Here is a 12980-nt window from a genome sequence, read left to right as displayed (position 1 = left end):
TCAGGCTTCTCCGCTTTCGTTCATATCCTCGTCACCGTCGTTCTCTGCGCCTTCGCGTCGCGCCACGACCATGTCCCTGAACCGGTCGAACAGGTAGTTCGCGTCGTGCGGGCCGGCCGCCGACTCGGGGTGGTACTGCACGCTGAACGCCGGGATGTCCAGGCAGTTCAAACCCTCGACGACGTTGTCGTTGAGGTCGTAGTGGCTCACCTCGACCCGGCCGAATCCGGCGGCCGACTCGCTTACCTCGTCCAGTGGCGCGTCGACGGCGAATCCGTGGTTGTGGGCCGTGATCTCCACTCGTCCCGTGGCGCGGTCGAGCACCGGCTGGTTGATGCCGCGGTGCCCGAACGGCAGCTTGTACGTGCCGTATCCGAGCGCCCGGCCGAGCAGTTGGTTGCCGAAGCAGATGCCGAAGTAGGGAACGTCGTTGCGCAGCACTGTGCGCAAGAGCTCCACATGCTGGTCGGATGCCGCAGGGTCGCCCGGTCCGTTCGAGTAGAACAGCGCGCTCGGCTGAAGCGCCATGATGTCGTCCGCGGTCGCGGTCTCGGGAAGCACGATCACGTCGAATCCTCGCTCTGCGAGGTAGTTCAGCGTGCTGGTCTTGACCCCGAGGTCGAGCACGGCGACGGACCCGATCCGCTCCCCCTGCGCCGGAATCGTGTACTGCTCAGGCGTCGAGACGATCGAGGAGAGGTTCAGCCCGCGCATGTCGGCGCCGCCGCGCACCAGGTCGAGCTGCTCGGGGGCGCTGAGTGCGGCATCCGCCCCGGAGAAGATGCCGGCGCGCATGGCGCCCGCCGAGCGCAGGTGCCTGGTGACGGCTCGCGTGTCGATGCCGCTGATGCCGACGACGCCGTTCCCGGTGAGGTCGTCGTCGAGGCTTCGCTTCGACCGGAAGTTCGAGACGATGCGAGCCGGCTCGCGCACGGCGAACCCGGCGACCCAGATGCGCTTCGACTCCATGTCGTCGTCGTTCATACCGGTGTTGCCGACGTGTGGCGCCGTCATGAGCACGATCTGGCCCGCGTACGACGGGTCGGTCAGCGTCTCCTGGTAGCCGGTCATGCCCGTAGCGAAGACGGCCTCTCCGAGCGTCCGGCCGAGCGCACCGTACCCGCGGCCCTCGTATCGGGTGCCGTCCTCCAGCACGAGCACGGCCGGCTCGCGACGCGCGGCGACGGCGCCGTCCGAGGGCGCAGCCGGCTCCACGCGTGGTGCGTTCGGAGTGAACTGTTCGTCTGACATGTCAGGCCTCGTTTCCGGGGGTCGTGTCTGCGCTGGTCTCCTGTGCGGCGACGTCGGCGGCGCCGGGCGTGCTGTTCTGGTGCGAGCGGAGCGAGCGGATGCCCGCGATGAGCCGTTCCTGCTCCGTCGCGTCCGCGGTGCGCAGGTAGGTGTCGATAACGGTGCCGCCGGCATCCGTTCCCGCGCTTTCGCCTTCGCTGCGCCACGCGAGGAGCACGAGTCCGTCCTGCTCCACGGTGCGGTCGATCGTCCAGGTGGCGGTGCCGGCGCCGAGGATCGCATCCGCGGAGATCGCCACGCTGGTCTCGCCCGGTGCGCTGATCATGATGCCTCCGGTCGATACCGTGACCGTCGCGTTCGCGCGGAAGGCGAGCCCTGGCACGACGACGCGGTCGAGCGGACGGCCGTTGTGGGTGCTTCCCACGTGCAGCGCCTTGATGGTGAGGAGTGTCTCGCCGGGCGTGGCCAGCGCCGAGGGAACCGCGATCGCCGAGTCACGCCGGACGCGGCGCCGCCAGCCGATCCACATGCCCACGAAGATGAGCACGACGACGATCGCGATGAGGGCGGTTGGCCAGAGCTTATCCATGCGACGCCTCCGCCCGGTTCGTCGCGAACGTCGCGTCGGCCGCGAGCCGCTCCGCCTCGTCCACATCGATCAGGCCCCCGTCGCGGACTGTTGCGGTGCCGTCGTGGAACGTCCAGACGACCCGTCCCGGCAGCTCACGGCCGAGGTAAGGAGAGTTCACGCCCTTTCCGGCGAGCCGGTCCAGGCCGAAGACGCTGCTCGAGCTCGGGTCGTACAGCGTGAGGTCGGCGCGCGATCCGGTGGCCACGGGCATCCCGCGATCCACGCGCCCGATCCGGCCGGGCGTCTGCGACATCACACGGGCTACATCGGCCCAGTCCAGCAGCCCCGTGGCCACGACCGCCTGGTGAACCACGCTCAGCGCCGACTCGAGGCCGACCATGCCGTTGGCGGCGGCATCCCACTCGCAGTCCTTCGCCTCGATGGGGTGCGGGGCGTGGTCGGTCGCCACGATGTCGATCGTGCCGTCGGCGAGGGCCTCGCGCAGCGCGAGCACATCCTCGTCGCGCCGAAGCGGCGGATTCACCTTGTAGCGGGCGTCGTATCCGGCCACCAGGTCTTCGGTGAGCAGCAGGTGGTGCGGCGTGGCCTCGGCGGTCACCTCGATGCCGCGCGCCTTCGCCCAGCGGATGATGTCCACGGACCCCGCCGTGGACACGTGACACACGTGCAACCGGCTGCCCACGTGCTCGGCCAGCAGCACGTCGCGCGCGATGATCGACTCCTCGGCCACCGCCGGCCAGCCCGCGAGGCCGAGCATGCCGGAGAGTGCACCCTCGTTCATCTGCGCCCCGATCGTGAGCCGGGGTTCCTGCGCGTGCTGGGCGATGACGCCGTCGAACGCCTTGACGTACTCCAGCGCCCTGCGCATGAGCAACGGGTCGGCGACGCACAGGCCGTCATCGGAGAAGACGCGAACCCGGGCCCGGGATGCCGCCATGGCGCCGAGTTCTGCGAGCCGCTCCCCCGCCAGCCCGACCGTGACCGCGCCGATCGGCTGCACGGTCGCGTAGCCGGCGGCCTGCCCGAGGGAGAGTTCCTGCTCGACGACGCCGGCGGTGTCGGCGACCGGCGACGTGTTCGCCATCGCGAAGACCGTGGTATAGCCGCCCGCCGCCGCTGCGCGCGTTCCGGTGAGCACCGTCTCGCTCTGCTCGAAGCCGGGCTCGCGCAGGTGCGTGTGAAGGTCGACCAAGCCGGGCAGGGCGATCAGACCGGAGGCGTCGATGCGCATGGCATCCGTCGCGCCGTCGCGGGCATCCGTGCCGACCGTCAACACCCCTTCGGCGACAAGGATGTCCGCACTCGAGCCGTCGACGAGTGTCGCGCCTTCGATGAAGAACCGTGTCCGTGACACTAACCGACCTCCCGATCGCCTGACAGCAGCAGATAGAGCGCAGCCATGCGCACCCAGACGCCGCTCGCGACCTGGTCGCGCACCAGCGAGCGCGGCGAATCGGCGGCTGCGGCAGAGATCTCCAGGCCCCTGATCATCGGGCCCGGATGCATCACCATCGTACCGAGAGGCAACCTGGCCAGACGCTCGGCGTCGAGTCCCCAGGTGCGCGAGTACTCGCGGGTGTTGGGGAAGAACGCGGCGTTCATCCGCTCGGCCTGGATGCGCAGCATCATCACGACGTCGGGATCGTCGGCGATCGCCGCGTCGAGGTCGTAGCCGATCGCCGCCGGCCACTGGGCTGTGTCCACCGGCAGCAGCGTGGGCGGCGCCACGAGCGCCACGTGGGCGCCGAGCGTGTCGAGCAGCCACACGTTCGAGCGCGCGACGCGAGAGTGCAGGATGTCCCCCACGATCACGACCCGCAGCCCGGCGAGATCCTTGCCGCGGCTGGCGCCGCCGTGCAGCCGTTTGCGCATGGTGAAGGCATCCAGCAACGCCTGCGTCGGATGCTCGTGGGTGCCGTCGCCCGCGTTGAGGATGCCCGCGTCGATCCAGCCGCTGGAGGCCAGCGTGTGGGGTGCGCCCGATGCGGAGTGCCGCACGACGACGGCGTCCGCTCCGATGGCCGCGAGCGTCTGCGCCGTGTCTTTCAGGCTCTCGCCCTTGGACACGCTTGAGCCCTTCGCACTGAAGTTGATGACGTCGGCCGAGAGACGCTTGGCCGCGGCCTCGAACGAGATGCGGGTGCGCGTCGAGTCCTCGAAGAACAGGTTCACGACCGTCTTGCCGCGCAGGGTGGGGAGCTTCTTGACCTCCCGGGTGGAGACGTCCGCCATGTCTTCGGCGACGTCCAGGATGCCGACCGCCGTGTCGCGGTCCAGGTCGCGTGTGGAGAGCAGGTGCCGCATCAGCGCTCAGCCTCCTCGCCCGCGCGGGTTCTGGCAGCCTCCGTGACGGCATCCGGTGCAGAGTCCGAGTCGATGGTGACGGCGTCTTCGCCGTCGACCTCCGTGACGCGCACGTTGATACGCTCCCGGGTCGAGCTCGGAAGGTTCTTGCCCACGAAGTCGGCCCTGATCGGGAACTCGCGGTGTCCGCGGTCGACCAGCACAGCCAGGCGCACGGCGCGGGCCCGGCCGAGGTCGCTCAGCGCGTCGAGCGCCGCGCGGATCGTGCGTCCGGAGAACAGCACGTCGTCGATCAGCACGACGGTCCTGCCGTCGATCGAGACCGGAACGCTCGTCGGCGAGGGAGCACGGGTCGGATGCTTCGCGAGGTCGTCCCGGTACATCGTCACGTCGAGCGATCCCACCGGAGGAGCCGCGCGGTCTTCAATCCGGGCGATCGCGGCGCCGATGCGCTCGGCGAGCGCGACTCCGCGCGTCGGGATGCCGAGAAGCACGAGATCGGCGGATCCCCGGTTGGACTCCAGGATCTCGTGTGCGATCCGAGTCAACGCCCGGGCGATGTCAGCCTGTTGCAGCACGGTGCGTGCCGTCATGCCGACCCCCTTCCCCGCCTCACAGGACGGCCTTAAAGGTTGCCAAACTCGCACAAGCCTATCAGGGGTGCGGGCCGGTCATCGCGCACCCCTGCCCGTTGGCCGTTCGCGCTACACGTACCGGCATCCGCGACGTGAATGTTCTGTAGCGGATGCGAGTTCGACGGCCGGCCCCCAGGACCGCGCGAGGCTCTGTGACGCTATTTGCCGCCCTTGGCGATGAACGCGAGAAGCGCCTTCGTGTCTGTGATGTCCCCGCCGTACTGGTGCCCGTTCACGAGCACCGTCGGAGTTCCCTTGATGGTCTTGATGTCTGCACCCGGGATAGGGCCGTTCAGGGCTTTCTGCGTGTTCTGCGTCAGCCAGCTCGCGTATCGGTGCGAGGTGATGCACGAGTCGGCGGATGTCGACCCCACGCCGTGCGCCAGCGACTTCAGCTTGGTGTCGGTGAGGCCCGATGAGCCCTCTTCGGGCTGGTTCGCGTAGAGCGCGGCGAGATACGTCAGCGTGGTCTTCGGATCGGATGCCGCCACGCAGGTGAGCGCGCTCCCCGCCCGCGACGAGTAGTTCGTGCCCTGGGAGTTCGGATCGAGGAAGTTCAGCGGATGCACGCGCAGAGTGATCGTGCCGTCGTTCACTTTCTCAGCGAGGGTCCGCCCGTTCGCACGCTCGAACTCCCCGCAGTACGGGCACATCGGGTCGATGTATGTGTCGACGATCGTCTTGCCATCGCCAACCACGAGTGCACCCTTGTCGAAATCCGCGGCGCCGGTCACGCCGGTCGGAACCGCCGCGGCGCTCGGGCTGTGGCTCGTCGAGGCGGCAGGTGTCGCCGAGCATGCGGCGAGCACCGCGGCGACGGCGACGGTTAGCGCGGCGGCGCCAAGGTGCCGGGTGAGCGATCGTCTCATGCGGAAGGGTTCCTCACGTTGTGTGCCGGCGAACAGCATCCGCCGGATGTCGTCAGTGCGCGACGGCAGTACCGATCTTGGCCAACAGGCCGTTCACGAACTTGGCGGAGTCGTCGGTCGAGAGGATGGTCGCCTGTTCCACCGCCTCGGAGATGGCGACACCATCGGGGATCGACGGGTTGTGCAGCAGCTCCCACACACCCATGCGCAGGATCGCGCGATCGACGGCGGGCATCCGGTCCAGTGTCCATCCCTGGGCGTAGGTCTGGATCAGCTCGTCGATCTCGTCGCTGTGGTCGATGACGCCGTCGACGATCTCGCGTGCATAGAGCCATGAAGCCTCACGTGCCGGCTCCTGCGCGGCGCGTTCCGCCTCTGCTGCCAGCGCCCGCGCGAACGGGATGCCGCGCACATCGGCGCTGTACAGGATGTCGATGGCGCGTTTGCGTGCCTTGCTCCTGGCGCTCATTCCGTCGCCGGCGCCTAGTCGTTGACGCGGCCGAGGTACTCGCCGGTGCGCGTGTCGACCTTGACCTTCGTGCCGGTCTCGAGGAACAGCGGAACCTGGATCTGGTAGCCGGTCTCGACGGTGGCCGGCTTGGTTCCGCCCGTCGACCGGTCGCCCTGCAGGCCGGGCTCGGTGTAGGTGATCTCGAGCACGACGGATGCCGGCATCTCGACGTAGAGCGGGTTGCCGTTGTTCGTCGCGATGGTGACGTTCTGGTTCTCCAGCATGAAGTTGGCGGCGTCGCCCACGATGGTGCCTGGAACCGTGAACTGGTCGTAGTCGCTGGTGTCCATGAAGACGAAGCCGTCGCCGTCGCTGTACAGGTACTGGTATTCGCGGCGGTCGACGTTCTCGAACTCGAGCTTGGTTCCCGCGTTGTACGTGCGGTCGACGACCTTGCCGCTCACGACGTTCTTGAGCTTGGTGCGTACAAACGCGCCGCCCTTGCCCGGCTTGACGTGCTGGAACTCGATCACGGTCCAGAGCTGGCCGTCGATGTTGAGGACGGCGCCATTGCGGATGTCGGCGGTGTCGGATGCCATGCGTGAAGATCCTTCGAAGGGGTGAGAAAGAGGAAGCCGGACGGTCAAGGCGCCAGGGAAGGCGCCGACCATCGCACGATTCTACCGGGTTCGACGACTGGAGTTCGCTCGGAACGGGTTGTCAGCCGTCGGCACGACCGGTGATCACCTCGACGAGCTTCGCGACCGCGATGGCGTACCCGGGCACACCCTCTCCGATCACATGTACCGCGGAAACGTCGCGCACATACGAGAGCCGACGGAACTCCTCTCGTGCGTTCACGTCCGAGATGTGCACCTCAGCGACCGGCAGGGCGACGCTGGAGAGCGCATCCCGCAGCACGACGGACGTGTGGGTCAGGCCGCCGGGATTGATGACGATGCCTGCGCAGTCCGCGCGCGCGGCGTGAATGGCGTCGATCAGCACGCCCTCGTGGTTGCTCTGCACGGCGCGCACCTCGAACCCGTGCTGAGCCGCGGTGCGCTCCACGAGAGAGACGACGTCGTCGAGCGTTTCGGTTCCGTAGATCTCCGGCTCACGAACGCCGAGGAGGTTGAGGTTCGGCCCGTTCACGAGCAGCAGGCGCCGTGGCGCGGCCTCCGACGCGGTCACGAGCCGATCTCCTGGTAGGCGGCGAACAGCAGACTGGGATCCGGCGCCTGCATGATGGTGGGCCGGGCGATGTCATCGAGCACGATGAATCGCAGTGTGTTGCCGCGCGTCTTCTTGTCGCGCCGCATGGTCGCCAGCAGCGTCTCCCATCGTCCCGCGGGATAGGTGATCGGCAGTGTGAGCGAGGTGAGGATGCTGCGGTGCCGGTCGACGACGTCATCGTGCAGCCGGCCGCTGAGCCGGGCGAGCTCCGCAGCGAAGACCATGCCGACGGACACGGCCGCTCCGTGCCGCCACTGGTAACGCTCGGTGTGCTCGATGGCGTGCCCGAGCGTGTGCCCGTAATTGAGGATCTCCCGCAGTCCCGCTTCCCGGAAGTCCTCGCTGACGACCTTCGCCTTCATATCGATCGCGAGCTCCATGTTGCGGCGGAACACCGGACTGTGCGGATCGGTGGAGCCATCCAGATCGCGCTCCACGTTGTCGAGGATCTCCGGGGCCCAGATGAACCCGGCCTTCACGACCTCCGCGTACCCGGCCAGCACGTCGTTGCGCGGAAGCGCCTCGAGCGTGTCGAGGTCGCAGAGCACGCCGGCCGGTGCGTAGAACGCGCCGACGAGGTTCTTCCCCTCCGCCGTGTTGATGCCGGTCTTGCCGCCGATCGCAGCATCCACCATGCCGAGCACGGTGGTCGGGATCTGTACGAGCTTCACCCCGCGCAGCCAGGTGGCGGCGACGAAGCCGGCCAGATCCGTGGCTGCCCCTCCCCCGAAGCCGATCACGGCGTCGCTGCGGGTGAAGTCGGCCTGACCCATGATCTGCCAGCAGAAGGCGGCTACCTCGACCCGTTTCGCGGCCTCGGCGTCCGGAATCTCCGCCAGGAGTACCTCGTAGCGATCCACCAGGTTCTCACGCAGTTCGGCCGCTGCCGCGGCGAGCGTGGGCTGGTGCACGATCAGCACCCGTCGCACATCGGGACCCAGCAGCTCGCCGGCCTGGAAACGGATGCCTCGCCCCACCCGGATGCCGTACGGGTTCGCTCCCGTCACCTCGAGCAGCGTCGTCTCCGTTCCCGTTTCGCCGGCTGCGCTCTCCTGAATCATGCGTCCTTCCGTTCCGATCGTTCGCACCACTGAGCGATCTCCTCCACGATCGCGGAGATCGGCCGCCGCGATGTGTCTGCGCGGTAGTCCGCGAGCGACTCGTACAGCGGCATCCGCTTCGCCACGAGCGCCTGCCAGGAGTCGAGTCCCTGCACGAGTGGCCGCTTGCCGTCGTCGATGCGTGCGGCGACCGCTTCGGGGCTCACCGTGAGCAGCACGACACTCGTGCGCTTCAGGTCTTGTTGCGTGCGCTCATCCAGTACCGCTCCCCCGCCGACCGACACGACGCCGCCGGCCGACAGTGCACGCACGACCGCATCGCGTTCCAGCGCCCGGAAGGCCGGCTCGCCGCGATCGGCGAAGATCTGCGCGATCGGGCCGTGCTCGCGCACGATCGCCGAATCCGTGTCGATGAACGGCACATCGAGCCGCCGGGCGAGCCGTTTGCCGATCCTGCTCTTGCCCGCCGCAGGCGGCCCGATGAGCACGACGGTCACGCGCGTACGGTCTCGGTATGGAGGGCGGCCGGGATCGCGTCGAGGTAGGCGCGCAGGTTGCGCTGCGTCTCGGGCAGGGAGTCTCCGCCGAACTTCTCCAGCACTGCGTCCGCGAGCACGAGCGCGACCATCGCCTCGGCCACGACACCGGCGGCGGGAACGGCACACACGTCGGAGCGCTGGTGGTGTGCCGGTGCGGCATCGCCGGTGGCGACGTCGATGGTGCGCAGGGCGTGCGGCACCGTCGCGATGGGCTTCATGCCCGCTCGAACGCGCAGCAGTGACCCGGTCGTCATGCCACCCTCGGTGCCGCCCGCCTTGTCGCTCGTGCGCGAGATGGTCGAACCGTCGGTGACGAGCTCATCGTGGGCCGCCGATCCGCGCCGTCGCGTGGTCTCGAACCCGTCGCCCACCTCGACGCCCTTGATCGCCTGGATGCTCATCAGCGCCTGAGCAAGCCGCCCGTCGATCCTGCGGTCCCAGTGCACGTGCGAGCCGAGCCCGACGGGAACCCCGTATGCCAGCACCTCGACGACACCGCCGAGGGTGTCGCCGTCCTTGTGCGCGGCATCCACCTCGGCCACCATGAGCGCCGAGGTCGCCGCGTCGAAGCAGCGCAGCGGATCCGCATCGAGGGCGTCGACGTCGGACGGCCTCGGAAGCGGTGAATCATCCGGAACGCGCACGGGTCCGATCGCCAGAGTGTGGCTGACGGTGGTGATGCCGAGCTCGGCGAGGAACGACTTCGCCACGGCACCGAGTGCGACCCGGGCGGCGGTCTCGCGGGCGCTCGCCCGCTCGAGGACGGGCCGGGCCTCGTCGAACCCGTACTTCTGCATGCCGACCAGATCGGCATGACCAGGACGCGGCCTCGTCAGGGCGGCACCACGGCCGGTGGTGAGCTTCTCAGGGTCGACCGGTTCCGGGTTCATCACATCGACCCACTTCGGCCACTCCGTGTTGCCGATGCGCAGCGCGATCGGGCTGCCCATGCTGAGGCCATGCCGAACCCCGCCGGAGAGCGCGAGCTCGTCCTGCTCGAACTTCATACGGGCGCCGCGGCCGTACCCGAGCTTGCGGCGTGCGAGGTCGTCACGCACGGCATCCAGCGAGACGGGCACGCCTGCCGGCAGCCCCTCCAGAATGGCCACCAGTTCAGGGCCGTGCGATTCTCCTGCGGTGAGCCAACGAAGCATGCGTCAATTCTGGCATGCACGCGCAGGCCGTCCCGCCATCGGCGGCAGCGCCCCGGCTCGGCTCAGAAGCTCCGCTCAGAGGCCCAGGCTCAGAGGCCGAGGCTCAGACGGGACGCCCGCTCGCGTCGAGCCCCACGGCCTCGAGCATCGCGGCGAGCACGCGGGCCTCGTCGGGCAGCTCACGCTCCGGGTCGCCGGTCACGAAGATCCGCACCTGCAGGAGCGCCTGCTGAACGAGCATCGCGAGGCCGGAGAGCACATTCGGCGCTCTATTCGCGGCGCGAGCGGTGGTGCTCCATTCGGAGACGATGCGCGTGGGCCACGGGTCGTACGCGACGTCGAAGAGCAGGATGCCCTCCGCCGCCGCCTGCTCCAGCGCGGGCGAGCGCACCAGCAACTCCGCTGTGCCGTCCGCACCTGCATGCCCGGGAAGTGTGCTGACGACCAGGTCCGGTCGCCTGGCGACGGGATTGTCGAAGCGCGCGATGAGCACGCGCAGGCCGGCGGATGCGCCGAGCGAGACGAGGTGCTCGGCGCGAGCTGGCTCCCGCACCTGCACCACGGCCTCGTCAGCGCCGAGCTCGGCAGCCGCGACAAGGGCTGACGCCGCGGTCGCGCCGCCTCCCCAGATCAGCACGTACCGTGCCGCCCCCGTGCCGGCTGCCGTCAGTGCGCGCACGATGCCAGCGACATCCGTGTTGAAGCCGCGCAGAACCCGTTCCCCGTGCTCATCCGCATCGAACAGGATGGTGTTGGCCGCACCGGTGAGCCGAGCCGTCTCGTCGAGCGTCGCCACGAGCGGCAGCACCGACTGCTTGAGCGGCATGGTCAGCGAGAGTCCGCGCCAGGCATCCGACCTGCCACGCACGAAGCCGGCGAGCTCGTCGGACGCGACTTCGGCGCGTCCGTAACTCCAGGGAAGGCCGAGCGCTCGGTATGCGGCGCCGTGCAGGTCGGGCGATTTCGAGTGCGCGATCGGTGAGCCCAGCACCGCGAGCTCGCGCACCCCGTCACTGGCAGTAAGCATCGTTCGCCGGGCTCGCGTTGCACCAGTCCTGGAGCTGCTGCACGGCCTGCTCGTGCTGCTGCTCGGTCTCCGAGAAGACGGTTTCGCCGGTCTTCAGATTCACCGCGACGAAGTACAGCCACGGGCCGGGTGTCGGGTTCAGCGCCGCCTTGATCGCGTCGTCGCCCGGGTTCGAGATGGGGCCGACCGGGAGCCCGGCGTGCACGTACGTGTTGTACGGGTTCGAGGCATCCGCGCGCTGCGCATCGGTGGTGAACACGGTCTTCACGCCGGCGCCGTACGCGACGGTCGCGTCGGATTGCAGGTCCATGCCCTGATCCAGGCGGTTCTGGAACACCCTCGCCACCTTGCCCATATCGGCGACGCTGCCCGCTTCCTTCTGCACGATGGAGGCGAGGACGACGGTGCTGTAACGCTTGTCGGCGGGCACGCCATCGGCGTCCAGCGCCTGGAACGCGCGATCGACCAGGGTCTTGATCACGGTCTTCGCGTCGACTCCGGGGTCGAACGTGTACGTCGCCGGGAACAGGAACCCGTCTAGGTTCGGTGCCTGAGCCGGGAGCCCGAAATCGGCGGGCTTGGCGGCCGCCTGGAGATCTGCCAGTGGAATGCCCGTCGTCTTGGCGAGTGCGGGAAGGATGCTTGCCTCGGTGTCGCCCTCCACGATCGTGAGCGTGCGCTGCAGCTTGTTCTTCGGGTCCTGCAGCGCGGCCAGCGCGGCCTTCGCGCTCATCTGCTTCTTCACTTTGTACACGCCGGGCTGGAAGACGGGATCCGGCTTGGTGTGCAGCAGGAGTGTGTAGAAGGCATCGGAGGTCTTGACGACTCCGGCCTTCGCGAGGGTCGCGGCGACGTCCGACCCGTTGTCGCCGTCGTGAATCGTGATGTCCACGGGCGACGTGCCCGATCCGGTGTAGTCGTTCGGCTCGTTCAACGCGAGCAGCTTGCGCACCTCGGGCTGGAACGCGTTCCACACATAGGCACTCGCGCCGCCGAGCAAGCCGAGGATGACGACGATCACGATGGTGACGACCAGCCAGCGGCGCTTCTTCTTGGGCCGCTGCGCACGGGCATCCGTCGGATAGTCGAGGCTCGACCACGCGTGAGGTCCGCCCTCGCCCGGCGGTTTGCGTGCCCCGGCGGATGTCGCGTCTGCGTCACCGACGGCGCGGTCGTCACCGAGTGCACCCCAGAACGACTCTTCGAGGCCGGACTCCGGCTCAGGGGGCTCGTGCCGTTCTTGCACCGCGTGCCCCTGCGCCTCGCGCTCCTGCTTCTCGCTCAGAAGGGCCTCACGTTCCCGGGCCTCGCGCCGGGTCAGCGGAGGACGCTCGGAATCGAGCGCGGGTTCAGACTGCGGGGATCCGGGCGGGTGGGGTTGCGTCACGATGATGGTCCAATGCTGGGGGCCGCGAGCTCGCCGGGGGGCCTGCCGCTGGAGCGTTCGGCGTCGAGCGCGTGCTGCAAAATTACCGTGGCGGCCGCCTGATCGACGACGGAACGGGAATTCCGAGTGGTGCGTCCCGACGCCCTGAGCGCGGACTGAGCGGAGACGGTCGACAGCCGCTCGTCGACGAGCCGCACCGGAATGCCGCACACGTCGGCCAGCCTGGAGGCGAAGGCCACCGCGTCGTCCGTCGACGCTGTGTGAGCGCCGGAGAGCGAGAGCGGAAGACCGACGATAGCCTCGACGGCTCCGAGTTCCGTGGCAAGCGCCTGAATGCGGGCGAAGTCGCTGCCGTCGTCGGCCCGTTGCACCGTCTCCACCGGCAGCGCCAGCATCCCGGCCGGGTCGCTGCGGCTCACGCCGATCCGCGCTCTCCCCACGTCCACGCCGACGCGAACACCTGCGCGCACGCCGCTG

At 68.8% G+C, this 12980-nt stretch carries 15 protein-coding genes; all 15 read right to left on the bottom strand.

Features of this window, described 5'->3' with window-relative positions:
* Positions 1-1251 carry a carbamoyl-phosphate synthase small subunit gene (gene carA, locus ACYVI5_RS04885; RefSeq protein WP_460579237.1) on the bottom strand — a complete coding sequence of 417 codons (1251 nt, stop codon included), beginning with the start codon at positions 1249-1251 and terminating at the stop codon, positions 1-3.
* 1 nt (position 1252) lies between these two features.
* Positions 1253-1840, bottom strand: a complete 588-nt coding sequence (locus ACYVI5_RS04880) for a PH-like domain-containing protein (protein WP_460579236.1) — start codon at positions 1838-1840, stop codon at positions 1253-1255.
* On the bottom strand, positions 1833-3197 hold the full coding sequence (locus ACYVI5_RS04875) for a dihydroorotase (RefSeq protein ID WP_460579235.1): 1365 nt from the start codon (positions 3195-3197) through the stop codon (positions 1833-1835). Before ACYVI5_RS04875 ends, ACYVI5_RS04880 begins: the two co-directional genes overlap by 8 nt.
* A complete protein-coding gene (locus tag ACYVI5_RS04870) occupies positions 3197-4147 on the bottom strand; it encodes an aspartate/ornithine carbamoyltransferase family protein (RefSeq protein WP_460579234.1) in 951 nt (316 codons plus the stop codon). The genes ACYVI5_RS04875 and ACYVI5_RS04870 overlap by 1 nt, the downstream gene beginning before the upstream one ends.
* Entirely contained in the window at positions 4147-4740 is a 594-nt protein-coding gene (gene pyrR / locus ACYVI5_RS04865) for a bifunctional pyr operon transcriptional regulator/uracil phosphoribosyltransferase PyrR (protein WP_460529194.1), read from the bottom strand. The genes ACYVI5_RS04870 and pyrR overlap by 1 nt, the downstream gene beginning before the upstream one ends.
* A 200-nt stretch (positions 4741-4940) precedes the next feature.
* Positions 4941-5651 carry a DsbA family protein gene (locus ACYVI5_RS04860; protein WP_460529197.1) on the bottom strand — a complete coding sequence of 237 codons (711 nt, stop codon included), beginning with the start codon at positions 5649-5651 and terminating at the stop codon, positions 4941-4943.
* A 52-nt stretch (positions 5652-5703) separates the two neighbouring features.
* Entirely contained in the window at positions 5704-6120 is a 417-nt protein-coding gene (gene nusB / locus ACYVI5_RS04855; protein WP_440293318.1) for a transcription antitermination factor NusB, read from the bottom strand.
* A gap of 14 nt (positions 6121-6134) precedes the next feature.
* A complete protein-coding gene (gene efp, locus ACYVI5_RS04850; protein ID WP_440293319.1) occupies positions 6135-6701 on the bottom strand; it encodes an elongation factor P in 567 nt (188 codons plus the stop codon).
* Between the two features lie 121 nt (positions 6702-6822).
* Positions 6823-7293: a type II 3-dehydroquinate dehydratase gene (gene aroQ / locus ACYVI5_RS04845; protein WP_460529201.1), complete on the bottom strand. Its 471-nt coding sequence runs from the start codon at positions 7291-7293 to the stop codon at positions 6823-6825.
* A complete protein-coding gene (gene aroB, locus ACYVI5_RS04840; RefSeq protein ID WP_460579233.1) occupies positions 7290-8396 on the bottom strand; it encodes a 3-dehydroquinate synthase family protein in 1107 nt (368 codons plus the stop codon). The genes aroQ and aroB overlap by 4 nt, the downstream gene beginning before the upstream one ends.
* A complete protein-coding gene (locus ACYVI5_RS04835; protein ID WP_460529204.1) occupies positions 8393-8893 on the bottom strand; it encodes a shikimate kinase in 501 nt (166 codons plus the stop codon). Before ACYVI5_RS04835 ends, aroB begins: the two co-directional genes overlap by 4 nt.
* On the bottom strand, positions 8890-10089 hold the full coding sequence (gene aroC, locus ACYVI5_RS04830) for a chorismate synthase (RefSeq protein WP_460529207.1): 1200 nt from the start codon (positions 10087-10089) through the stop codon (positions 8890-8892). The genes ACYVI5_RS04835 and aroC overlap by 4 nt, the downstream gene beginning before the upstream one ends.
* A 103-nt stretch (positions 10090-10192) precedes the next feature.
* The gene (locus ACYVI5_RS04825) at positions 10193-11116 is read right to left on the bottom strand and encodes a shikimate dehydrogenase family protein (RefSeq protein ID WP_460529210.1); all 924 of its coding nucleotides are present in this window, start codon (positions 11114-11116) and stop codon (positions 10193-10195) included.
* Entirely contained in the window at positions 11100-12503 is a 1404-nt protein-coding gene (mltG, locus tag ACYVI5_RS04820; protein ID WP_460579232.1) for an endolytic transglycosylase MltG, read from the bottom strand. Before mltG ends, ACYVI5_RS04825 begins: the two co-directional genes overlap by 17 nt.
* Positions 12500-12973, bottom strand: coding sequence for a RuvX/YqgF family protein (gene ruvX / locus ACYVI5_RS04815; RefSeq protein ID WP_460579231.1), 474 nt, complete (start codon positions 12971-12973; stop codon positions 12500-12502). The genes mltG and ruvX overlap by 4 nt, the downstream gene beginning before the upstream one ends.
* Positions 12974-12980 lie beyond the last annotated feature (7 nt).

Source organism: Humibacter ginsengisoli, assembly GCF_054780095.1.
This window is presented reverse-complemented; position numbering and strand designations above follow the sequence as displayed.